The following is a 21,734-nucleotide window of genomic DNA, read 5'->3' as shown; positions in this document are numbered from 1 at the left end:
GAGGTGTAAGGATGAGTAAGCAAAAAAAAGAGGCGATTCTAACACGGTTTCAATATTCATCAGAGGATGTGATAGAAAAGCCGTTTAATTGGAAACAGATGCTGCGGCTATTCAGTTATTTGAAGCCATATCGCAAAAAATTGCTGCCATTATCTATTTTAATGGTGATGATTAATACAGCTGTCCGATTGGCCATACCAATATTAATTGGGGTTTATACACTTGACCAGGCGCTTGTTGAAAAGGATGCAGCCCTTTTAACAACGCTTGTCAGCGTCATTTTTGCCTTATATCTTTTATCATATGGTGCCAACTATTATCGTATTAAATGGATGAATACGTTAGGTCAGAATGTGATTTATGATTTGCGGAAGCATTTATTTACACATGTGCAAACATTGTCGCATCGTTTTTTTGATCAGCGTTCAGCAGGATCGATCTTAGTCAGAATTCTCAATGATATTAATTCACTACAAGAATTATTTACAAATGGAATTATCAATCTCCTGATGGATATGGTTTTATTAGCCGGGATCTTTGTTATTCTGTTTACGCTGAGTCCAGAACTGACATTAGCAGTTATGGTAATCCTGCCGATCATGTTTTTTATTTCTACTTCACTGCGCAGAAAAATACGAAGATCATGGCAGACGGTGCGATTAAAGCAATCGAAACTAAATTCTCATTTAAATGAGAGCATTCAGGGCATTCGTGTGACACAATCCTTTACGCAGGAAAAGGAAAATATGGTTTTTTTTGATGGAGTCAATACCGAAAACTTTTTAAGCTGGAAGACAGCTTCAAAAAAGAATGCGATGTTTCGCCCGCTTGTCGAGCTGACAAACGCGATCGGTACTGCGGTGCTGATCTGGTTTGGTGCATCTTTAATACAAAGCCAGTCCCTGTCTATTGGTGAGTTTGTCTCATTTGCCTTTTACTTAGGGATGTTCTGGGAGCCGATTGGCAGGCTTGGAATGGTATACAATCAATTATTAATGGGGATGGCTTCTTCTGAAAGAATCTTTGAGTTCTTAGATGAAAAACCAATTGTTTCAGAGAGAACCGATGCCATTTCGTTTAAAGAAATGAAGGGGCACATTGAATTTGAAAACACTTTTTTTTCATACAATGAGAAGAGGAAAGCCCTTAAAGGCATTAATCTAGAAATGAAAGCGGGAGAAACCGTTGCATTAGTAGGGCATACTGGGTCCGGTAAAACAACGGTTGCGAACTTAATCAGCAGGTTTTACGATCCAACTGGAGGAGCAGTTAAGATTGATGGAGTGAATTTGAGGGATGTTTCCTTAGCCAACCTGCGCAGCCAAATTAGCATTGTGCTGCAGGATACCTTTATTTTTTCTGGGACAATCGGAGATAATATTCGTTTTGGAAAACCAGATGCGTCAGAGGAGCAGGTGCTGCAGGCCGCAAAAGCGGTTGGAGCGCATGATTTTATTCAGCGTCTCCCGAATGGATATGAAACAGAAGTTGAAGAGAGAGGAAATATTCTATCAGTAGGTGAGCGTCAGCTGCTATCCTTTGCAAGAGCCTTGTTGGCTGATCCTCGTATATTAATCTTAGATGAAGCAACGGCTAGCATTGATACTGAAACAGAAGTGCGGATACAGACAGCTCTTAAAACGCTGCTGGAGGGCCGTACAGCGATTATCATTGCTCACAGATTGTCGACCATAAGAGATGCTGATAAAATCTTTGTCCTGGATCATGGTGAAATACTTGAAGAAGGGTCACATGATGAATTAATGGAACAAGAGGGTCATTATCATCAACTAGTTAAAGCGCAGTTTAATATGCTTGATGCTGGATAATAGAAAAAGCTAAGGAAAGCTTACATGGGCTCCTTAGCTTTTTCTTTGCCTAATGGAAACTTTCCGTTTAGTAAACATTATATTCAATGAAGTACACTATTTTCCTGATGGTTTGGGTGTGCTAGAATGATTGGTATGATATAAATCTGTAAATAGGTGGAGGATTTCAATGAAGAAAGAGTTTGCTGTTATTGGTCTTGGTCGTTTTGGCAGCAGCATTTGCAAAGCGCTGGCAGAGGAAGGCATGGAGGTTATGGCAATTGATATGGACGAGGATCGCGTCAATGAGTTCTCAATGATTGCTTCACATGCAGTTGTCGGTGATACAACAGATGAAACGGTCATTAAGAGCCTTGGAATCCGTAATTTTGATCACGTAATTGTTGCGATTGGTGATAATATTCAGGCTAGTATTTTAACCACATTAATCCTGAAAGAGGCTGGCGTTAAGAAAATAACAGTGAAAGCGCAAAATGATTATCATGAAAAGGTTCTTAGCAAAATTGGCGCAGACTTTATCATACATCCAGAAAGAGATATGGGACGAAGAATTGCGCATAAGCTTGTATCCAATAATGTCCTCGATTATTTAGAGCTTTCAGACGAGCACAGTATTGTTGAGATCGTTGCAAATGAGCGAATTAGCGGCCATACCATTATTGATTTAGATATCCGCGCGAAATACGGCATCAATATTGTAGCCATTAAAAGAAGAGAAGAAATCATTGTCTCACCGCAGGCGAATGAAAAAATTCAGTATAATGACATCATGATTGTCATTGGAGCAGATATAGATATCAACCGTTTTGAAAAGAAGCTTCTCGGCTAAGCCAAAACAAAAGGCAGAAATCACTATTGTGTGATTTCTGCCTTTTTCTTTTAAACTTCCATGATAATCGGAAGGATCATTGGACGTCGTTTTGTTTTTTCGTATAAGAATGGTGCTAATGTATCTGTGATTTCATTTTTAATCTCAGACCATTGCGTCGTTTTCCGTTCCATTACCTTGTTAAGATGCTTTGAGATTAAGCTTTGAGCATCATTGATTAGATCTCCGGATTCTCTCATATAAACAAATCCTCTGGAAATCAGGTCAGGGCCAGAAGCGATTTTAAAGTCTTTCATATTAATGCTGACAACCACTACAACCAGTCCTTCTTCAGAAAGGATACGGCGGTCTCGCAGTACAATATTGCCGATATCTCCAATTCCGCTTCCATCGATATAAACAGAACCAGATGGCACTTTACCAGCTACTTGAGCTGTATCATCACTTAACGCTAATACTTCACCATTATCCATGATAAAGCAATTCTCTTCTTCTACACCACAATCAACAGCTAGTTTAGCATGCATTTTTTGCATTCTATACTCACCGTGAATCGGCATAAAGAATTTTGGTTTAATTAGGCGAAGCATAAGTTTTTGTTCTTCTTGTCCACCATGACCGGAAGTGTGAATATCGCTAAGTTTGCCATAAATAACTTCTGCACCTGCACGGGACAGTCGGTCAATAGTTCTGCTGACACTAATCGTGTTACCAGGGATTGGTGAAGAAGAGAAGACCACTGTGTCGCCTGGATTGATTTGAATTTGACGGTGAGTACCATTTGCTATTCTTGAAAGAGCAGCCATTGGTTCTCCCTGGCTTCCTGTACAAAGAATGGTCACTTGGTTTGCTGGCAAGCGGTTAATTTGCTGAGCATCAATGAAAGTATCTTTAGGTGCAGTAATATAACCGAGATCTTGTCCAATATTGATGGCTGCTTCCATACTGCGCCCGAAAACAGCGATCTTTCTGCCGTTTGCAACTGCTGCTTCGGTCACTTGCTGCAGACGGTGAATGTTTGAAGCGAAGGTAGCAAAAATAACTCTTCCTTCAACTTTTCTGAAAATATCATGAATGCTTTCCCCGACACGGCGCTCTGACATTGTGAATTCTGGAATTTCACTGTTTGTACTGTCAGATAATAAGCATAATACGCCTTCTTTGCCGATTTCAGCCATTTTTGTTAAGTTCGCTGGTTCACCCACTGGCGTAAAATCAAATTTAAAATCGCCAGTATGAACGATTTGTCCTGGAGGAGTCTTAACAACAATTCCATATGAGTCAGGAATACTGTGAGTTGTTCTAAAGAAAGTTACAGACGTTTTTCTAAATTTAATAATATCGTCTTCTTTAATTTCATAAAGTTTAGCTTGGCGCAGCAGGCCATGTTCCTCAAGCTTATTGCGAATTAAACCTAACGCAAGTTTGCCCCCGTAGATTGGAATATTCAATTGTCTTAATAAATACGGAACGCCGCCGATATGATCCTCGTGACCATGTGTAATAAAAAGACCTTTAATTTTATCTTCATTTTTCACTAAATACGTGTAATCAGGAATAACGTAATCAATACCAAGAAGCTCATCTTCTGGGAATTTTATTCCAGCATCAATTAATATAATTTCATCTTGGAATTGGACAGCATATGTGTTTTTGCCGATTTCGCCTAAACCGCCGAGAGCAAAAACTGCTGTCTGATCATTTTTAACAAATTTCATATATTATTCAATCTCCAATACTTTAAAGTCTTCGTTTTGTTTTTCATAATCGAGATAAGAGCCTTCCACAGCAGCAACAAACTCGATATTATAAGGGCGTTTCTTCAACTTAGAACGGACGTCTCGTTCTGATTCCCCTTCAACAAAAATCGTTTTTGTTTTCTCGCGAACAGGCACTTCTTTCGCTACTTCTTGAAAATAAACTTTGTAAACCATAACATTCTCTCCTTCATCCGATGTTCTTTTTTATATGATAAGAAAGGTAACTTTCTTAGCGTCAAATTGAAATACAGCTTTTTTTGAAGAAGCCAGTTAAACTTCTTCAGAATAAGGGGTTCCATACGGCAAAAATCATCTATTAAATACTTCATTACCCATTATATAGGTTTATTATGGCATATAATTAAAAGTATGTAAAAAAACGTACTGATATCCAATTTACAATAACGAAGGAGCCCTTCGCAAGTTTGAAGGGCTCAAATTTAAGCGATTGTCTTTTTACGAAGCATATCTCTCCACTGTTTCAATAGCTTTTTTCTCAGCCTTTTCAACATTGTGGATCAACTCCTTATCTCTATTTTAAACGATCCTTGTCCTTTGTAAAGCAAACATGGCATTGTTTTAGAAAAATATGTTATCCATCTTGCACTTGCTTCTTTGATTCGCTCGTATTACAGCACGTACTGTTTTCCGGAAATTTGGTTTATATTCATATTATGATTGTAAAGGTCTTATTTTATGAATAAGAAAGGCTGTTTTTCGCAAACTTTGTTGCTTCTACTTAGAAATTCAGTTAATCACCTTTATGGTATTTATTTTTGGGTGGGGAAGCAGCATGGTCCTGCGGGTTCTAAGTCCCTCCACTCGGAACAGGAGTGGTCTCGTACTCTTTTGTTACAATCAGCAGTCATTGTACAGAATGCCCGCTTAAAATGGGATGATAGTAGCAATAAGATCTCAAAAAAGCGCCATGTGAAGAATCGTCAATTGACACAGAATGTTTATGAAGGTAGTGTTTATGTGAAAGGTTTTTTCACGCTGTCTGAAGTTATAAAATATGAATACAATGGTATAATGCAGACCATCCAAATGGCCTTTCAAAATATGGTTTATATTTGATTTGTACATATACTTTAGCTTGCTGTTACTATATCATGGTGGTGATTCTGCTATGAAAGCGATAAATGGATTTCAAGAATATATGAGTTAAGGATCAGCGTTTTACAAATAGTATATTGAAGTAAAAAGAGAGGGAGTTTGAGAAAATTGAGTAAAATTGTATTTTTTGATATTGACGGTACGCTATTGGATCATGAAAAAAAATTGCCTGTCAAAACGAAAGAGGCCATTAAGCAACTTCAAAATAATGGTGTTTTTGTTGCCATTGCAACAGGCAGAGCGCCGTTTATGTTTGAATCTTTAAGAGAAGAATTAGAAATTGATTCATTTGTGAGTTTTAATGGACAGTATGTAGTGTTTGAAAATGAGCCTATTTATAAGAACCCTTTAAACTTGGATAAAATGGATGAATTATTGGTAAATGCTGATCAACAGGGGCATCCGCTCGTATTTTTAAATGAAAAAACAATGAAATCGAATGTTGAACACCATACATATATTGTGGAAAGCATGGGGAGTTTGAAATTTCCGCATCCTACTTTGGATCTTATGTTCTATAAGGAAAATGAGATATATCAATTAAATGTTTTTTGCAAAGACAAAGAGGAAACTGGATATGTAAGTGATTTTCCTGAGTTTCATTTTATTCGCTGGCATGATTTGTCTATTGATGTATTGCCGGCAGGAGGATCTAAAGCAGAAGGAATTGCCAAAATGATTGAGCGTTTAGGGTTTAAGATGGAAGACGTTTACGCTTTTGGCGATGGATTAAATGATATCGAGATGCTTAAAACGGTAGGAAATGGGGTTGCTATGGGCAACGCTGTTCCACAGCTGAAAAAAGTGGCCAAACACGTAACTGCAGACGTAGATCAGGATGGCATCTGGAAAGGCTTAAAGGAGCTGGAGCTGATTTAGTGTTAAGAGGCTAGAACTTTTTTCAACATAGTGATACGTCCGAATGATTAGAAAGATATCCTTTCTAATCATTCGTTTTTTTTTGTTTATAAAAGATTTTTCCTCTTGAAAATCAGCAGAGGACCTCCAGCTCTAGCTGGTTATAGAAACAAGGCTCACACAGGTGGAAAGTGTGAATACAGAATGCAGGTGAAACACCCTAATTTTCCGGTTTAATGATTGCACTCAGAGCTTAGCATTTTTGTTCTTGCTATTTTTATCTTTCAATAGGAATGGCATTTTCAATTGGTTTAAGCGGTTCAGTCTGATCGATATGGTCGTAAAACATTATTCCATTAAGATGATCGATTTCATGCTGAAACACGACAGCAGGAAGTCCTTTTAAACGTAGTTTCACTTCATTTCCGTCAACATCATACCCTTTAATAGTGACACGTGCGTATCGTGGTACAAATCCGGGGATATTCTCGTCAACTGACAAACAGCCTTCACCAGAAGTAATATACGATCGCTCTACAGAATGGCTGATAATTTTAGGATTGAAAAGAGCATAACTGAATAATTCGCCGTTGGGATCTGTTGTATGTACAGCAATCATTCGTTTAGAAACATTAATCTGAGGTGCCGCTAGACCAACACCGCCACGTAATCCATATTGAGCAGAAATCTCAGGATTCTGACTGTTTTTAACATATTCTATAAGGCTTGTTAAAATTTCTTTATCTTCTTGAGTAGGAGGAAGCTGTACTTCTTCTGCGACCTTTCTTAGTGTGGGATGTCCATCTCGAATGATATCATTCATTGTAATCATGTAAATCACTCCTGTTGATCATAAGTATGAAAATAGTCTATCAAACAAATCCGCAAATGTTAATATTCAAGATCATGTTTAGGCGTCTAATTTTGTGGAACAAATAGGAGACAGCCCCAATAGGTGCTATCTCCCTTAAAGGATTTAGAATTTCCAGCAAGAGCAGCCAACAATGATCAGAAGAATAAACAATACAACAATTAATGCAAATCCTTTGCCATATCCTGCTCCAGCTACATAACCTGGGTAATTGCAACCATATCCGTATCCGCCATATCCATACATGAAGGATAACCTCCCTAAAGTAGATTATCGTCCACATTGTTTCATTCGTTTTTAATTTATTATCGGACGATTAATATAGCCTATGTATGATGGGTTCTAATTGTGTAGGCCGGTGCCTAAGGAATAAATGAAAAGAGTGCAGCATAGGTTTTGATGAGGACAACCTATATTGTAAAAATCGCTGCAAGGTATTTGCCAAACAAACGAACAGTAGATATAGTAAGTAATGAGTTAGGGGGATTAAAATGAACTATTTAAAATCAGGAATTTGGATTAGTGTCCTATTAATGAGCGTGGTGCTTTTATCAGGCTGTTTAAATCGTGAGACACCAGCTGAAAAAATGTACACTGTACTTGAAAATGTGGTCGAGGCCGAAAAAGAATTCGAAGAACAGCAAACCCCGCTTGTTCAATTGGAAAAGCAGGAACAGGAATTGTACGATCAAATTATTGCTTTAAGTATGAAGGAGTTTGAAGAAATTCAAAGTCTGTCTGACGAAGCTCTGTCATCTGCCGCCCAGCGTGAAGAGCATATGGAAGCTGAAAAGCAGAGCATTGATGCTTCAAAAGAGGAATTTCAAAAGATACCTGAAATCATTGATGAAATAGAAGAAGAAGAGCTGAAAAGCGAAGCGCAGCAATTATATGATACGATGATGGAAAGATACGATTTGCATGACACTCTGTATGCTCAGTATTCAGAAGCATTAAATAATGATAAAAAGCTTTACGAACTCTTTAAAACAGAAGATTTAACATTAGACCAATTAGAAGAGCAAATTACCATGATTAATGAATCATATGAACAAGTACTTCAAACAAATGAAGACTTTAATGAGAAAACTGCGAATTATAACGATATAAAATTATCCTTTTACCAGGCAGCAGGCCTTGAGGTTGATACAGGCGAAGATGATCAAGAATAACGAGTAAAGACTATTTTGACCTGCTTGAAAATATAAGTGATACAGCCAGCAAAAATAACCGAACGATTATGAGATATCTTTATTCATCTCTAACCGTTCGGTTTTTTGCTGCTTTTCGGCCAGTTTATTTGTCGGTTTTTGCATTCTACCATAGAGAATTTTTTAGTATGCAGCTGCAATAGAGAAAAAGATCATGAAAAAATTGTTTGTATAAACCTTCTTTTGCCTCTTTAATATAACACGTAAAAAAATAAATCCTTTTATAATACAGATTGTAAAAAAGAGGTGATACAGTTCCTTTTTTTTCAAGCGACAGCTAAAAAGTTGATGGAGGAAGAAAAACAAGATCGCATTTGGTTGACTATATATCAATAATTATATTAAACTATAAAACATATGAGGCGTGTATCAATTTTGTTGCAAAAAGGATTGATACAGAATAAGATGGTAATGGGAAAAAAATAAAGACGTTTTTATACATCTCATCTGTGGGAAAATAATAGATAAGCTTTATTATTTTTTGCTGAAAGATTTTGCTTTACAATAGCAGAAGAGATTAATTTTCATCATTATTTGACAAAAATCAATCTAAACTGCAGCAAACTTGGGCAACCTATCAATTGTGTATTTTTACTCATATGAATGACGTCTTTTTAAAAAAAGAAAGGGTGACTTTGATGGCTTCAAAAACGAAGAACACACATTTCGATGCGAAAAAGCAACGCGAAAAAGTGGAAGAACAGTTTCAGACGCTACAGATTTTAAATGAAGAGGGCAAGATCGTTAACGAATCTGCAATGCCTGAGTTATCAGATGAGCAATTACAGGAATTAATGCGCCGTATGGTTTATACTCGCATCCTTGATCAGCGCTCAATTTCATTAAATAGACAAGGACGTTTAGGCTTCTATGCACCAACAGCAGGACAAGAGGCTTCTCAATTAGCTTCTCAATTTGCTCTTGAAAAAGAAGATTTTATCTTACCTGGATACCGTGACGTTCCTCAAATCATCTGGCATGGTTTACCTTTATCACAAGCTTTCCTATGGTCAAGAGGACATTATGAAGGCGGAAACATCCCTGAGGGCGTAAATGTAATCGCTCCACAAATTATTATCGGTGCTCAGTATATTCAAGCTGCTGGTGTAGCACTTGGTATGAAAAAACGCGGTGAGAAAGCTGTAGCAATTACTTATACTGGTGACGGCGGTGCTTCTCAAGGTGACTTCTACGAAGGAATTAACTTTGCAGGTGCATACAAAGCTCCAGCAATTTTCGTTGTGCAAAATAACCGTTTCGCTATCTCTACACCTGTTGAAAAGCAATCTGCTGCTGGCACAATCGCTCAAAAAGCTGTAGCTGCAGGGATTCCTGGAATTCAGGTTGATGGTATGGATCCACTTGCTGTATATGCAGCTGTTCGCGATGCTCGTGAACGCGCTCTTAACGGCGAAGGCCCAACATTAATTGAAACATTAACATACCGTTATGGCCCACACACAATGGCTGGTGATGATCCGACTCGCTACCGTACATCAGACCTTGACAATGAGTGGGAGAAAAAAGATCCGCTTGTCCGTTTCCGTAAGTTCCTAGAAGAAAAAGGCATCTGGAATGAAGAAATGGAAAACGAAGTGATCGAAAAGGCGAAGGAAGATATTAAAGATGCAATTAAAGTTGCAGATGATACTCCTAAGCAAAAAGTTACTGATCTAATGGAGATCATGTACGAAGAAATGCCTCAAAACCTTAAAGAACAATATGAAATTTATAAAGAAAAGGAGTCGAAGTAAGCCATGGCGCAAATGACTATGATTCAAGCAATTACTGATGCCCTGCGCACAGAATTGCGCAATGACCCGAATGTACTTGTATTCGGNTGAAAAAATGTACACTGTACTTGAAAATGTGGTCGAGGCCGAAAAAGAATTCGAAGAACAGCAAACCCCGCTTGTTCAATTGGAAAAGCAGGAACAGGAATTGTACGATCAAATTATTGCTTTAAGTATGAAGGAGTTTGAAGAAATTCAAAGTCTGTCTGACGAAGCTCTGTCATCTGCCGCCCAGCGTGAAGAGCATATGGAAGCTGAAAAGCAGAGCATTGATGCTTCAAAAGAGGAATTTCAAAAGATACCTGAAATCATTGATGAAATAGAAGAAGAAGAGCTGAAAAGCGAAGCGCAGCAATTATATGATACGATGATGGAAAGATACGATTTGCATGACACTCTGTATGCTCAGTATTCAGAAGCATTAAATAATGATAAAAAGCTTTACGAACTCTTTAAAACAGAAGATTTAACATTAGACCAATTAGAAGAGCAAATTACCATGATTAATGAATCATATGAACAAGTACTTCAAACAAATGAAGACTTTAATGAGAAAACTGCGAATTATAACGATATAAAATTATCCTTTTACCAGGCAGCAGGCCTTGAGGTTGATACAGGCGAAGATGATCAAGAATAACGAGTAAAGACTATTTTGACCTGCTTGAAAATATAAGTGATACAGCCAGCAAAAATAACCGAACGATTATGAGATATCTTTATTCATCTCTAACCGTTCGGTTTTTTGCTGCTTTTCGGCCAGTTTATTTGTCGGTTTTTGCATTCTACCATAGAGAATTTTTTAGTATGCAGCTGCAATAGAGAAAAAGATCATGAAAAAATTGTTTGTATAAACCTTCTTTTGCCTCTTTAATATAACACGTAAAAAAATAAATCCTTTTATAATACAGATTGTAAAAAAGAGGTGATACAGTTCCTTTTTTTTCAAGCGACAGCTAAAAAGTTGATGGAGGAAGAAAAACAAGATCGCATTTGGTTGACTATATATCAATAATTATATTAAACTATAAAACATATGAGGCGTGTATCAATTTTGTTGCAAAAAGGATTGATACAGAATAAGATGGTAATGGGAAAAAAATAAAGACGTTTTTATACATCTCATCTGTGGGAAAATAATAGATAAGCTTTATTATTTTTTGCTGAAAGATTTTGCTTTACAATAGCAGAAGAGATTAATTTTCATCATTATTTGACAAAAATCAATCTAAACTGCAGCAAACTTGGGCAACCTATCAATTGTGTATTTTTACTCATATGAATGACGTCTTTTTAAAAAAAGAAAGGGTGACTTTGATGGCTTCAAAAACGAAGAACACACATTTCGATGCGAAAAAGCAACGCGAAAAAGTGGAAGAACAGTTTCAGACGCTACAGATTTTAAATGAAGAGGGCAAGATCGTTAACGAATCTGCAATGCCTGAGTTATCAGATGAGCAATTACAGGAATTAATGCGCCGTATGGTTTATACTCGCATCCTTGATCAGCGCTCAATTTCATTAAATAGACAAGGACGTTTAGGCTTCTATGCACCAACAGCAGGACAAGAGGCTTCTCAATTAGCTTCTCAATTTGCTCTTGAAAAAGAAGATTTTATCTTACCTGGATACCGTGACGTTCCTCAAATCATCTGGCATGGTTTACCTTTATCACAAGCTTTCCTATGGTCAAGAGGACATTATGAAGGCGGAAACATCCCTGAGGGCGTAAATGTAATCGCTCCACAAATTATTATCGGTGCTCAGTATATTCAAGCTGCTGGTGTAGCACTTGGTATGAAAAAACGCGGTGAGAAAGCTGTAGCAATTACTTATACTGGTGACGGCGGTGCTTCTCAAGGTGACTTCTACGAAGGAATTAACTTTGCAGGTGCATACAAAGCTCCAGCAATTTTCGTTGTGCAAAATAACCGTTTCGCTATCTCTACACCTGTTGAAAAGCAATCTGCTGCTGGCACAATCGCTCAAAAAGCTGTAGCTGCAGGGATTCCTGGAATTCAGGTTGATGGTATGGATCCACTTGCTGTATATGCAGCTGTTCGCGATGCTCGTGAACGCGCTCTTAACGGCGAAGGCCCAACATTAATTGAAACATTAACATACCGTTATGGCCCACACACAATGGCTGGTGATGATCCGACTCGCTACCGTACATCAGACCTTGACAATGAGTGGGAGAAAAAAGATCCGCTTGTCCGTTTCCGTAAGTTCCTAGAAGAAAAAGGCATCTGGAATGAAGAAATGGAAAACGAAGTGATCGAAAAGGCGAAGGAAGATATTAAAGATGCAATTAAAGTTGCAGATGATACTCCTAAGCAAAAAGTTACTGATCTAATGGAGATCATGTACGAAGAAATGCCTCAAAACCTTAAAGAACAATATGAAATTTATAAAGAAAAGGAGTCGAAGTAAGCCATGGCGCAAATGACTATGATTCAAGCAATTACTGATGCCCTGCGCACAGAATTGCGCAATGACCCGAATGTACTTGTATTCGGTGAGGATGTAGGCGTAAACGGCGGAGTTTTCCGTGCGACAGAAGGCCTGCAAAAAGAGTTCGGCGAAGATCGCGTATTTGACACGCCTCTAGCTGAATCTGGAATCGGCGGTTTGGCAGTGGGTCTTGGTTTACAAGGATTCCGTCCAGTTCCTGAAATTCAATTCTTTGGTTTCGTTTATGAAGTAATGGATTCTATTTCCGGTCAGCTTGCTCGTATGCGCTACCGTTCTGGCGGACGCTACAATGCACCTGTAACAATTCGTTCACCATTTGGCGGAGGCGTACATACTCCAGAGATGCACGCTGACAGCCTTGAAGGCTTAATGGCACAGCAGCCAGGTCTTAAAGTGGTAATTCCTTCTTCTCCATATGATGCAAAAGGATTATTAATTTCTGCTATTCGTGATAATGACCCTGTCATTTTCTTAGAGCATATGAAATTATACCGCTCATTCCGTGAAGAGGTACCTGAAGAAGAATATACAATTCCATTAGGTGTTGCAGAAGTTAAGCGCGAAGGTACTGATGTTACAATCGTGACTTACGGAGCAATGGTACACGAAGCATTAAAAGCAGCAGATGAGCTTCAAAAAGATGGTAAATCCGCTGAGGTTATCGACTTGCGTACAGTCAGCCCAATTGATATTGAAACAATTATTGCATCTGTTGAGAAAACAGGCCGTGCGATTGTTGTTCAAGAAGCTCAAAAACAAGCAGGTATTGCAGCGAATGTTGTTGCGGAGATCAACGACCGTGCAATTTTAAGCTTAGAGGCTCCAGTATTGCGTGTAGCTGCTCCAGATACAGTATTTGCATTCCCGCAAGCTGAAACTGTTTGGCTGCCAAATTTCAAAGATATTATTGAAACAGCAAATAAAGTACTTAACTTTTAATTAAAAAAGGGGGGGATACCCCCTTTATGTAATAGAAAGTAATCAATAGGAGGTTGAATTCAGTGGCATTTCAATTTAGATTGCCTGATATCGGTGAAGGTATCCATGAAGGCGAAATCGTAAAATGGTTTGTTAAGCCAGGCGATGAAGTTCAAGAAGATGATGTATTATGTGAAGTTCAAAATGATAAAGCGGTAGTAGAAATTCCATCTCCAGTAAAAGGGAAAGTTGAAGAAATTCATGTTGGAGAAGGTACTGTTGCAACAGTTGGAGAAGTATTAATTTCTTTCGACGCACCAGGCTATGAAGACTTGAAATTTAAAGGTGACCATGAAGATGAAGCACCTGCTGCTGACAAGAAAACAGAAGCACAAGTTCAAGCTACTGCTGAAGCTGGACAGGAAGTGAAGAAAGAAGAAGCACCAGTTCAAGAAGAGAAAAAAGAGGGCGTAGCAATTTCTCAAACTGATGTAGATCCAAACCGCCGCATCATTGCAATGCCATCAGTAAGAAAATTTGCACGTGATAAAGGTGTTGATATTCGCCAAGTTGCTGGAAGCGGAAAAAATGGTCGTATCCAGAAAGACGATATCGAAGCATTCTTAAATGGCGGAGCTCAAGCAGCTGCACCAACTCAAGAATCAGCGCCTAAAGCAGAAGAAGCAGCAGCAGCACCTGCAGCAGCCGCGGCAGTTCCAGCTGGAGAATATCCAGAAACTCGCGAAAAAATGAGCGGAATCCGTAAAGCAATTGCGAAAGCTATGGTAAACTCTAAACATACGGCACCGCACGTTACTTTAATGGATGAAGTTGATGTAACGAAACTAGTTGCTCATCGCAAGAAATTCAAAGAAGTAGCTGCAAGCAAAGGAATCAAATTAACATTCCTTCCGTATGTAGTAAAAGCATTAACAAGTGCATTACGTGAATTCCCAGCCCTAAACACATCACTAGATGATGAAGCTGGCGAAATCATCCACAAGCATTATTACAATATCGGAATCGCAGCAGACACAGAAAAAGGCTTGCTTGTTCCAGTTGTAAAAGATGCTGACCGTAAATCACCGTTCGCAATTTCAAACGAAATTAATGAACTTGCTGGCAAGGCTCGTGATGGTAAACTGGCACCTAACGAAATGAAAGGTGCTTCATGCACAATCTCTAATATCGGATCAGCTGGCGGACAATGGTTTACTCCAGTAATCAATCACCCTGAAGTAGCAATTCTTGGAGTTGGCCGTATTGCAGAGAAGCCTGTTGTGAAGGATGGCGAAATTGTAGCTGCACCAGTTTTAGCATTGTCATTAAGCTTTGACCACCGTATGATTGACGGTGCAACTGCTCAAAATGCACTTAACCACATCAAGCGTTTACTTAATGATCCAGAACTATTGTTAATGGAGGCGTAACAAATGGTAGTAGGAGATTTCCCGATTGAAACAGATACTATAGTCATTGGTGCAGGTCCAGGGGGATATGTTGCAGCTATTCGTGCAGCACAGCTTGGCCAAAAAGTTACAATTATTGAACGCGGAAACCTTGGAGGCGTATGTCTAAATGTTGGTTGTATTCCTTCAAAAGCATTAATCACTGCTGGTCACCGTTATGAAGAGGCACAAGGATCTTCTGTAATGGGGATCACGACTGAGAACGTTAAGGTTGACTTTTCAAAAGTTCAAGAGTGGAAAGGCAGCGTAGTTAAGAAGCTTACAGGCGGTGTTGAAGGCCTTTTAAAAGGAAATAAGGTAGATATCGTTCGCGGTGAAGCATACTTTGTAGATGCTAACACACTTCGTGTAATGGATGATAACTCTGCTCAAACGTATACTTTTAAAAATGCAATTATCGCTACTGGCTCACGTCCAATCGAATTACCAACTTTCAAATACACAAAACGCGTTCTTGACTCTACTGGAGCATTAGCTCTTGAAGAGATCCCTGAAAGCATTGTTGTAATTGGCGGAGGTTACGTAGGTACGGAGCTTGGCGGAGCTTATGCAAACTTTGGTACGAAAGTAACAATTCTTGAGGGAGCAGATGATATTCTAAACGGCTTTGAAAAGCAAATGTCATCTCTAGTAACACGTAACCTTAAGAAAAAAGGTTCTGAAATTATTACAAAGGCGCTTGCTAAAGGCGTTGAAGAAACAGAAACTGGCGTAACTGTTAAATACGAAGTGAACGGCGAAGAGAAATCTGTAGACGCTGACTACGTATTTGTAATGGTTGGCCGCCGTCCAAACACAGATGAGCTTGGTCTTGAGCAAGTAGGCATCAAGATGACTGATCGTGGTGTGATTGAAATCGATAAGCAATGCCGTACTAGCGTAAACAACATATACGCAATCGGTGATATCGTTGAAGGTCCTCCACTTGCTCATAAAGCTTCTTACGAAGGTAAGATTGCTGCTGAAGCTATTTCTGGCCACAACGCTGAAATTGACTACTTAGCAATTCCTGCTGTTGTTTTCTCCGAGCCTGAATTAGCAACAGTTGGTTATACTGAGAAGCAAGCAAAAGATGAAGGAATCGATATTGTTGCTGCGAAGTTCCCATTTGCTGCTAACGGTCGTGCACTTGCACTTGATAGCACAGATGGATTCTTAAAGCTTGTAACTCGTAAAGAAGATGGATTAATCATTGGTGCACAAATTGCTGGTACAAATGCTTCTGATATGATTGCTGAACTTGGTTTAGCAATTGAGTCTGGAATGACTGCAGAAGACTTAGCAATGACAATCCATGCTCACCCAACTTTAGGTGAAATTACAATGGAAGCTGCAGAAGTAGCTCTTGGAATGCCAATTCACGTTGTAAAATAAAGTGAAAAAGATCCTTCTCAATTGAGAAGGATCTTTTTTTATCATGATAAAAATTAAAGAAATTGAAAAAAGACTTCAGCGGTAATGAAGTCTCAACTAACTTAATATTTATCTATTCATCCTGTTCGAGTGCGTTCTCGATCGGCTTAATAATTTGATCTTTTTTAACAATTCCGTCTACCTTAACCAGCGTTTGATCTTCATATACTAAAACCATTGCTGGACTGCGTTCTAACTCAAATTGATCCAAATATTGCCTATCTTCATAAATGACCTTCATATTTTTGATGGCTTCCGGATACTTTTGCTTTAACTCAATGATTGCATCATAATATGCAACTTCTTGACGATAATTTGCCTCATCTGAAAAGAACAGTATTTGTTTTACATCATCATTAATCTCCAAGTCAGGTGACTCTGCTTTACTGCAAGAGGAGGATGTTAAGATAAATAGAGCACTACATAAAAGTAAAAGCATGCCTTTCATCATTTCTCTGCCTCACTTTACTCACGATTTTTCCGAAATCTTACAGATTACCCTCTATACAATAAGTATTTTATCACGGTCTAAAGCCAAATCCGCTAATGTCACCTAAATGTTATATAAATGAAAAATACAAGCAAAACCTTCAACATATATTTCAAATAAACCATGTTTTCTTTTATTAAAAAAGGGGAGAGTAAAAAGAAAAGCGGAGGCGGCTTGTTCTTTTAATGAACGCAGACTAGGTTCGCCACGTCCTGTGGCAACGTCTGCACAACCCACATCCTGTGGGCCCCAAGCATAAGGCAAGCTGTCTTAAAGGTTGTTCTTTAACCTTTAGGGCGGATTGACTTATGCCCTCGAGGGGCTAGCCGCTCGAGCTAGACAATTCGAGAAGCGGAAGTGGGTCGATTTCCCTCAACAAGTGCATAAACGTGTTTCTTTTATTATGTAAAAAAGGATTACTCTTTAAAGAATGCATTTTAAAAGGCGGTGAAGGTGGTGTGAAGCTTTATACAGCAGTAATCATACAGCTCATCATATGGAGCGGGTATACCTTTATAGAATGGCTGTCAAAGTATGACCAGTTGGTATTTAAAGCGTTAATGTTTTTCGTGTTTCTTTATCTTGCTGTCATCATTGGTCATTATATTATAAAATCAACGCGAAAAACGTTTGTTGCAACAATGGTAAGTTTATCGGTATATGGTTCATTTCATGTCATTATGACTTTAGTGGTATGACAGACAGGAGGTCAGCGTATGCTTTTTGCTCTGGCTAGCTCCATTTTTTTGTTGATAAATTCTTTACATACTAAAGAATTTATGTGAAAGTCGTGTTCATTGAAATTGAAGATCACTAGTTTATAATTAGGAACGAGGAGGGACAGCATGAGAAAAATAAGTATATATGCACTGCTGCTGACATTCATTATTTTACAAGGCTGTGCAACTGACAATGAGTCCAATTCTGCTGAAGAGGTGAATGGACAAGCCTCTCAAGAGGAAATGGAAAGTAATCAAAATTCTGATTTAGAAGAACAAGATGGTGAAGAGGAAGATCAAGCTGGGAACGTGAGTGAAGAGGAAGAAACTCAGTCCGCAGCAGACTCAAATGCCGAAGAAAGCAAAGAAGTTGAAAAAGAATACCAAATTAATGAAAGCACATGGACAGTAGATCCTATAACAGATGCTGATCCAAAAGTAGCTCTTTTAACAATTGATGATGCTCCAGATGCAAATGCGCTTAAAATAGCACAGACATTAAAGAAACTTGATGTGAGTGCCATCTTTTTTGTCAATGGACACTTAGTGAACAGTCCGGAAAAAGAAGAAGTCATAAAAGAAATATATGATCTTGGTTTTGCGATAGGAAATCATACATATAGTCACAGTAATTTAAAAGACTTGACAGAAGAAGAGCAAAAAGAAGAGATTCTGAAGGTTAATGATATGGTTGAAGATATTACAGGAGAAAGGCCAAGGTTTTTTAGAGCGCCATTCGGTTCCAATACTGATTACAGTAAAGGAATAGCTGCAGAAGAAAATATGACCATCATGAATTGGACATATGGCTATGATTGGGAAAAAGAATATCAAACAAGAGAAGCAATTGCTGATATCATGGTGAATACTCCATATTTAAGCAACGGAGCAAATCTGCTTATGCATGATCGGACATGGACAATGGAAGCGATGGAGGATATTGTGAAAGGACTGCAGCAAAAGGGATATTCGATTGTAAATCCAGATGCAATTAAATAAGAAAAAAAGGAGCCTTATTTGGGCTCCTTTTCTATAGGTTTCCGGTCCATAAACCTTGCAATAATGGAATAGATGGAAAAGAAAAGCAGGAAAAAACAAAGGAAAGATAAGACAAAAGGAATGATGCTAAAATCTGTTTTCTCTTCAAAAGGTGATTCCAATTCAACAATTACAGGATAGGACGTACTAGCTTCTGGGAGGTCTTCAACTTGTCCTAAATAAGGAAATGGTGCACCGAAAACAGCTTTATATGGAAGCTCAGCAGGCTTCTCCGCAACATAAGCATTAAAAACAAAAGGAGAAATTAAAGTAAAAGCCAAGGATAGCAAAGTAATGATTATTACATTTTTTTTCATCTGTCACCTCAGGGTATGTAATATGATTTAATCTTAGACATTTTCAGATAGGGAACCCTTTAGTATTTTATCATTGAATAAATTCTTATGACAACTTTATTATGAATTTAAAAAATGGTTGTTAAATTGAAGAGCTAACAATACAATAGTATTCAAAATAGTTTGAATAAGGAGGTGTACGATGGATAATCTTGTTAAGATTTATGATGAACATGAAAATGTAACTGTCCGCTTTGCGGGTTTTGCAACTCATTTATCCCGTTATGATTTTGCAATTGTTTATACGAATCTTTTTTATACAAAACCACTTGTAACCTGTATGCAAACGGGCCGTTCAATCCTCCTTGATCCAATTGACCTCGAAGATTCTGAATCCTTACGAAAGATGTTCAGAATTGAAACCACTAATCACACTGAAGATTTAGTTCAATTTTTCAAAGAAGCAATCCCCGGAACCCATGTTGGTTAATGATCGTTACCTAGAGTCCTAATGCAAACTGCTGATTTCTTTCCTTAATTATTTATTCAGTGCTTAATTTCGTTGTATTATGTCATACAAATACAAATAATCTCTAATTATGTTATACGAATTATGCTTGATTTTTTAAAAGTGACATATTATTATAGAATTAAAGGTTAAGCGCTTTCAGGAAATGAATATAATATTTGAAGGGGAGATGAAAAAATGGGTACAATCGTTTGCCAAACTTGTAATTCAACGATCGAACATTTCGAGGATGAAAAGGTAACTGTATTATATTCAAAGGGAAGCTGCCAATGTGATCCGAATAATCAACAGGAAAAATAGAAACACTGCTGATTGGGCAGCCAAAAGACAGTTTTTCAGCAGTCTTTGACAAGCAAAACGGCTGTTTGTCTGCTAATCGTATAAAATGAAAGCCGCTCCATCAAATGGGCGGCTTTTTTATACTTTCAGATAGAAAGCAGTGTCATGGTAAACTTCAATATGTTAATTTCCTTTATTGCTTATCGAATTGCTCGATGTTCTTTAATAACCCGCAAGTATTTAAAATCATAATCCTCAGGTCCTTGGACAGGCAATCCTGCTTCCATATTGGTTTTAATATAGCGCAGATTATCGTTTGTAATTATTTCGCCAGGTATAAAGATCGGAATGCCTGGGGGATAAACCATGATGAATTCAGCAATAATTCTGCCTTCTGATTCATCAAATGGAACAAGTTCCGTATCAGCGTAGAAAGCATCACGAGGTGTTAAAGCCAGTACAGGAATATGCGGCAGGAGCACTTCCTGTGAATCGATTTTATCCGCTTTGCCATGGAATTGAACAGATAGCTGTTTCAATGCCTCAATTAAAATTTCCGCTTCCTTTTCAGTGTCTCCTGGAGTAATAATGCAGAGAATATTGTACAAGTCTGACATTTCAACTTCAATATTAAAGTGTTCTCTCAGCCATAACTCAACGTCAAAGCCGTTAATTCCCAGTTCCTTAACAGAGATGATTAACTTTGTTGGATCGTAATCAAATGCCGCGTGTGTTTCTAATATTTCTTCTCCTACACAATATAGGTGCTTGATTTCATTGATGCGTTTACGAATGGATTGTGCCAATTGAATTGTTTTTTCAACTAGTTCATGTCCTTCTGTTGCCAGTCTTTTTCTAGCCACATCTAATGAAGCGAGAAGAAGATAAGATGTTGAGGTAGTTGTTAACATGCTTAGTATTGATTGAACTCGTTTATGTGAGACAAGGTTTCCTTGCATGTTCAAGACCGAACTTTGTGTCATTGAACCGCCAAGCTTGTGAACACTTGTAGCAGCTAAATCCGCGCCAGCCTGCATGGCTGACATTGGCAAGCCTTCATGAAAATGAATATGCACGCCATGTGCTTCATCTACAAGTACAGGAACATTATATGAATGAGAAATTTCAACAATCTTTTTTAAATCGGCAGAAATGCCAAAATAAGTCGGATTAATAACAAGTAATCCTTTTGCGTCAGGATGCTGTTCAAGTGCTCTTGCTACTGAATCTGTTGTTATTCCGTGTGAAATACCTAGCTCTGTATCAATTTCTGGATGAATAAAGATAGGCGTTGCACCTGAAAAAACAATCGCAGACATAACGGATTTATGAACATTTCTTGGGACGATTATTTTATCTCCAGGACCGCATACTGACATAACCATTGTCATAATGGCTCCGCTTGTTCCTTGTACAGAGAAAAAAGTATGCTCGGCACCAAATGCTTCTGCAGCCAAATCCTGTGCTTCTTTGATCATACCTTTTGGCTGATGTAAGTCGTCAAGTGGTCCAATATTAATTAAATCAATTGATAAGGCGTTTTCTCCGATAAATTCTTTAAATTCCGGATCAATTCCTGTCCCTTTTTTATGACCAGGGATATGGAATTGCACAGGGTTTTTCTTTGCATGTGCCAATAAGCCGCTAAATAACGGTGTTTCAGTTTGAGACAATGTATATCCACACCTCTTTAAATTCTATTTGCAATAAAACATTTGCATTATAGCATTATTCATGGTCTTTGCATAGAAACTTCATCATACGCTTAGTTTTTGGGTTTAAAGGTGAAAATAAACATCTTTTCAAAACGAAATCCCTTTTTCTTCGGAAATTAAAAATAT

General features: G+C 38.1%; 23 protein-coding genes and 1 pseudogene. 16 read left to right on the top strand and 8 right to left on the bottom strand.

The features are described 5' to 3' along the window. Positions 1–11 precede the first annotated feature (11 nt). Entirely contained in the window at positions 12–1,829 is a 1,818-nt protein-coding gene (locus B7E07_RS14970) for an ABC transporter ATP-binding protein (protein WP_080846739.1), read from the top strand. A gap of 169 nt (positions 1,830–1,998) precedes the next feature. Continuing rightward, a complete protein-coding gene (locus tag B7E07_RS14965; RefSeq protein WP_066447095.1) occupies positions 1,999–2,658 on the top strand; it encodes a potassium channel family protein in 660 nt (219 codons plus the stop codon). 50 nt (positions 2,659–2,708) lie between these two features. On the opposite strand, the gene rnjA is transcribed toward B7E07_RS14965, so the two are convergent. Together rnjA and B7E07_RS14955 are read right to left on the bottom strand one after the other, a co-directional pair. Beyond that, entirely contained in the window at positions 2,709–4,376 is a 1,668-nt protein-coding gene (gene rnjA / locus B7E07_RS14960) for a ribonuclease J1 (protein WP_080846737.1), read from the bottom strand. Between the two features lie 3 nt (positions 4,377–4,379). Then, the gene (locus B7E07_RS14955; RefSeq protein WP_080846735.1) at positions 4,380–4,592 is read right to left on the bottom strand and encodes a DNA-dependent RNA polymerase subunit epsilon; all 213 of its coding nucleotides are present in this window, start codon (positions 4,590–4,592) and stop codon (positions 4,380–4,382) included. A 522-nt stretch (positions 4,593–5,114) separates the two neighbouring features. On the opposite strand from B7E07_RS14955, the gene B7E07_RS14950 reads away from it, so the two are divergent. After that, complete coding sequence (locus tag B7E07_RS14950) at positions 5,115–5,495, top strand: hypothetical protein (protein ID WP_080846733.1); 381 nt, start codon at positions 5,115–5,117, stop codon at positions 5,493–5,495. Positions 5,496–5,642: 147 nt separating this feature from the next. Beyond that, on the top strand, positions 5,643–6,413 hold the full coding sequence (locus tag B7E07_RS14945; protein ID WP_080846731.1) for a Cof-type HAD-IIB family hydrolase: 771 nt from the start codon (positions 5,643–5,645) through the stop codon (positions 6,411–6,413). 256 nt (positions 6,414–6,669) lie between these two features. On the opposite strand, the gene def is transcribed toward B7E07_RS14945, so the two are convergent. After that, entirely contained in the window at positions 6,670–7,224 is a 555-nt protein-coding gene (gene def, locus B7E07_RS14940; protein ID WP_080846729.1) for a peptide deformylase, read from the bottom strand. Between the two features lie 144 nt (positions 7,225–7,368). Next, positions 7,369–7,509 (bottom strand): YjcZ family sporulation protein, encoded by a 141-nt coding sequence (locus tag B7E07_RS14935; protein WP_080846727.1) that lies wholly within the window; start codon positions 7,507–7,509, stop codon positions 7,369–7,371. 245 nt (positions 7,510–7,754) lie between these two features. Between B7E07_RS14935 and B7E07_RS14930 the strand changes: the two genes are divergently transcribed. From B7E07_RS14930 to lpdA, 8 genes and pseudogenes are all read left to right on the top strand, one after another. Beyond that, positions 7,755–8,435, top strand: coding sequence for a YkyA family protein (locus B7E07_RS14930; RefSeq protein WP_080846725.1), 681 nt, complete (start codon positions 7,755–7,757; stop codon positions 8,433–8,435). Positions 8,436–9,112: 677 nt separating this feature from the next. Further along, positions 9,113–10,228 (top strand): pyruvate dehydrogenase (acetyl-transferring) E1 component subunit alpha, encoded by a 1,116-nt coding sequence (gene pdhA / locus B7E07_RS14925; protein ID WP_066447075.1) that lies wholly within the window; start codon positions 9,113–9,115, stop codon positions 10,226–10,228. Positions 10,229–10,231: 3 nt separating this feature from the next. After that, a pseudogene (locus B7E07_RS25270) lies at positions 10,232–10,312 on the top strand (pyruvate dehydrogenase E1 subunit beta); the annotation flags it as partial. Between the two features lie 10 nt (positions 10,313–10,322). After that, the gene (locus B7E07_RS14915; RefSeq protein ID WP_176215212.1) at positions 10,323–10,907 is read left to right on the top strand and encodes a YkyA family protein; all 585 of its coding nucleotides are present in this window, start codon (positions 10,323–10,325) and stop codon (positions 10,905–10,907) included. A gap of 677 nt (positions 10,908–11,584) precedes the next feature. Then, positions 11,585–12,700, top strand: a complete 1,116-nt coding sequence (gene pdhA, locus B7E07_RS14910) for a pyruvate dehydrogenase (acetyl-transferring) E1 component subunit alpha (protein WP_066447075.1) — start codon at positions 11,585–11,587, stop codon at positions 12,698–12,700. A 3-nt stretch (positions 12,701–12,703) separates the two neighbouring features. Continuing rightward, the gene (locus tag B7E07_RS14905) at positions 12,704–13,681 is read left to right on the top strand and encodes an alpha-ketoacid dehydrogenase subunit beta (protein ID WP_066447071.1); all 978 of its coding nucleotides are present in this window, start codon (positions 12,704–12,706) and stop codon (positions 13,679–13,681) included. Between the two features lie 62 nt (positions 13,682–13,743). Then, positions 13,744–15,090 carry a dihydrolipoamide acetyltransferase family protein gene (locus B7E07_RS14900; protein WP_080846720.1) on the top strand — a complete coding sequence of 449 codons (1,347 nt, stop codon included), beginning with the start codon at positions 13,744–13,746 and terminating at the stop codon, positions 15,088–15,090. A gap of 3 nt (positions 15,091–15,093) precedes the next feature. Then, complete coding sequence (gene lpdA, locus B7E07_RS14895) at positions 15,094–16,503, top strand: dihydrolipoyl dehydrogenase (RefSeq protein WP_080846715.1); 1,410 nt, start codon at positions 15,094–15,096, stop codon at positions 16,501–16,503. 112 nt (positions 16,504–16,615) lie between these two features. Here lpdA and B7E07_RS14890 read toward each other — a convergent pair whose 3' ends face one another. Both B7E07_RS14890 and B7E07_RS23945 read right to left on the bottom strand, forming a co-directional pair. Continuing rightward, the gene (locus tag B7E07_RS14890) at positions 16,616–16,993 is read right to left on the bottom strand and encodes a hypothetical protein (RefSeq protein ID WP_080846709.1); all 378 of its coding nucleotides are present in this window, start codon (positions 16,991–16,993) and stop codon (positions 16,616–16,618) included. A 102-nt stretch (positions 16,994–17,095) separates the two neighbouring features. Beyond that, positions 17,096–17,269 carry a hypothetical protein gene (locus tag B7E07_RS23945; RefSeq protein WP_218970430.1) on the bottom strand — a complete coding sequence of 58 codons (174 nt, stop codon included), beginning with the start codon at positions 17,267–17,269 and terminating at the stop codon, positions 17,096–17,098. A 221-nt stretch (positions 17,270–17,490) separates the two neighbouring features. Here B7E07_RS23945 and B7E07_RS14885 point away from each other — a divergent pair, with 221 nt between their 5' ends. Then, on the top strand, positions 17,491–17,730 hold the full coding sequence (locus B7E07_RS14885; protein WP_080849206.1) for a hypothetical protein: 240 nt from the start codon (positions 17,491–17,493) through the stop codon (positions 17,728–17,730). Between the two features lie 147 nt (positions 17,731–17,877). Continuing rightward, positions 17,878–18,750, top strand: a complete 873-nt coding sequence (locus B7E07_RS14880; RefSeq protein ID WP_080846702.1) for a polysaccharide deacetylase family protein — start codon at positions 17,878–17,880, stop codon at positions 18,748–18,750. A gap of 14 nt (positions 18,751–18,764) precedes the next feature. Here the strand turns inward: B7E07_RS14880 and B7E07_RS14875 are convergent, their stop codons facing one another. After that, positions 18,765–19,106, bottom strand: coding sequence for a hypothetical protein (locus tag B7E07_RS14875; protein ID WP_080846699.1), 342 nt, complete (start codon positions 19,104–19,106; stop codon positions 18,765–18,767). A 181-nt stretch (positions 19,107–19,287) separates the two neighbouring features. On the opposite strand from B7E07_RS14875, the gene B7E07_RS14870 reads away from it, so the two are divergent. Both B7E07_RS14870 and B7E07_RS14865 read left to right on the top strand, forming a co-directional pair. Beyond that, on the top strand, positions 19,288–19,575 hold the full coding sequence (locus tag B7E07_RS14870) for a DUF3055 domain-containing protein (RefSeq protein WP_080846696.1): 288 nt from the start codon (positions 19,288–19,290) through the stop codon (positions 19,573–19,575). A gap of 216 nt (positions 19,576–19,791) precedes the next feature. Continuing rightward, on the top strand, positions 19,792–19,914 hold the full coding sequence (locus B7E07_RS14865) for a GapA-binding peptide SR1P (RefSeq protein WP_080846693.1): 123 nt from the start codon (positions 19,792–19,794) through the stop codon (positions 19,912–19,914). A 179-nt stretch (positions 19,915–20,093) separates the two neighbouring features. On the opposite strand, the gene B7E07_RS14860 is transcribed toward B7E07_RS14865, so the two are convergent. Next, positions 20,094–21,566, bottom strand: a complete 1,473-nt coding sequence (locus B7E07_RS14860; RefSeq protein ID WP_080846689.1) for an aminotransferase class I/II-fold pyridoxal phosphate-dependent enzyme — start codon at positions 21,564–21,566, stop codon at positions 20,094–20,096. Between the last annotated feature and the right edge of the window lie 168 nt (positions 21,567–21,734).

The sequence above is a fragment of the Cytobacillus gottheilii genome (assembly GCF_900166665.1).
In the GTDB taxonomy this organism is placed as follows: domain Bacteria; phylum Bacillota; class Bacilli; order Bacillales; family Cytobacillaceae; genus Cytobacillus; species Cytobacillus gottheilii_A.
Note: the sequence above shows the minus strand (reverse complement) of the source record. Positions and strands in the feature narration are given on the sequence as shown.

Excerpts from the sequence above, each read along its gene's own strand:
- def (WP_080846729.1), bottom strand. The coding sequence starts at position 7,224 with ATGATTACAATGAATGATATCATTCGAGATGGACATCCCACACTAAGA.
- B7E07_RS14890 (WP_080846709.1), bottom strand. The coding sequence starts at position 16,993 with ATGATGAAAGGCATGCTTTTACTTTTATGTAGTGCTCTATTTATCTTA.
- pdhA (WP_066447075.1), top strand. The coding sequence starts at position 9,113 with ATGGCTTCAAAAACGAAGAACACACATTTCGATGCGAAAAAGCAACGC.
- B7E07_RS14905 (WP_066447071.1), top strand. The coding sequence starts at position 12,704 with ATGGCGCAAATGACTATGATTCAAGCAATTACTGATGCCCTGCGCACA.
- B7E07_RS14955 (WP_080846735.1), bottom strand. The coding sequence starts at position 4,592 with ATGGTTTACAAAGTTTATTTTCAAGAAGTAGCGAAAGAAGTGCCTGTT.
- B7E07_RS14870 (WP_080846696.1), top strand. The coding sequence starts at position 19,288 with ATGGATAATCTTGTTAAGATTTATGATGAACATGAAAATGTAACTGTC.
- B7E07_RS14880 (WP_080846702.1), top strand. The coding sequence starts at position 17,878 with ATGAGAAAAATAAGTATATATGCACTGCTGCTGACATTCATTATTTTA.
- B7E07_RS14970 (WP_080846739.1), top strand. The coding sequence starts at position 12 with ATGAGTAAGCAAAAAAAAGAGGCGATTCTAACACGGTTTCAATATTCA.
- pdhA (WP_066447075.1), top strand. The coding sequence starts at position 11,585 with ATGGCTTCAAAAACGAAGAACACACATTTCGATGCGAAAAAGCAACGC.
- B7E07_RS14935 (WP_080846727.1), bottom strand. The coding sequence starts at position 7,509 with ATGTATGGATATGGCGGATACGGATATGGTTGCAATTACCCAGGTTAT.
- lpdA (WP_080846715.1), top strand. The coding sequence starts at position 15,094 with ATGGTAGTAGGAGATTTCCCGATTGAAACAGATACTATAGTCATTGGT.
- B7E07_RS14865 (WP_080846693.1), top strand. The coding sequence starts at position 19,792 with ATGGGTACAATCGTTTGCCAAACTTGTAATTCAACGATCGAACATTTC.
- B7E07_RS14875 (WP_080846699.1), bottom strand. The coding sequence starts at position 19,106 with ATGAAAAAAAATGTAATAATCATTACTTTGCTATCCTTGGCTTTTACT.
- B7E07_RS14965 (WP_066447095.1), top strand. The coding sequence starts at position 1,999 with ATGAAGAAAGAGTTTGCTGTTATTGGTCTTGGTCGTTTTGGCAGCAGC.
- B7E07_RS14915 (WP_176215212.1), top strand. The coding sequence starts at position 10,323 with ATGTACACTGTACTTGAAAATGTGGTCGAGGCCGAAAAAGAATTCGAA.
- B7E07_RS14930 (WP_080846725.1), top strand. The coding sequence starts at position 7,755 with ATGAACTATTTAAAATCAGGAATTTGGATTAGTGTCCTATTAATGAGC.
- rnjA (WP_080846737.1), bottom strand. The coding sequence starts at position 4,376 with ATGAAATTTGTTAAAAATGATCAGACAGCAGTTTTTGCTCTCGGCGGT.
- B7E07_RS14950 (WP_080846733.1), top strand. The coding sequence starts at position 5,115 with ATGAATAAGAAAGGCTGTTTTTCGCAAACTTTGTTGCTTCTACTTAGA.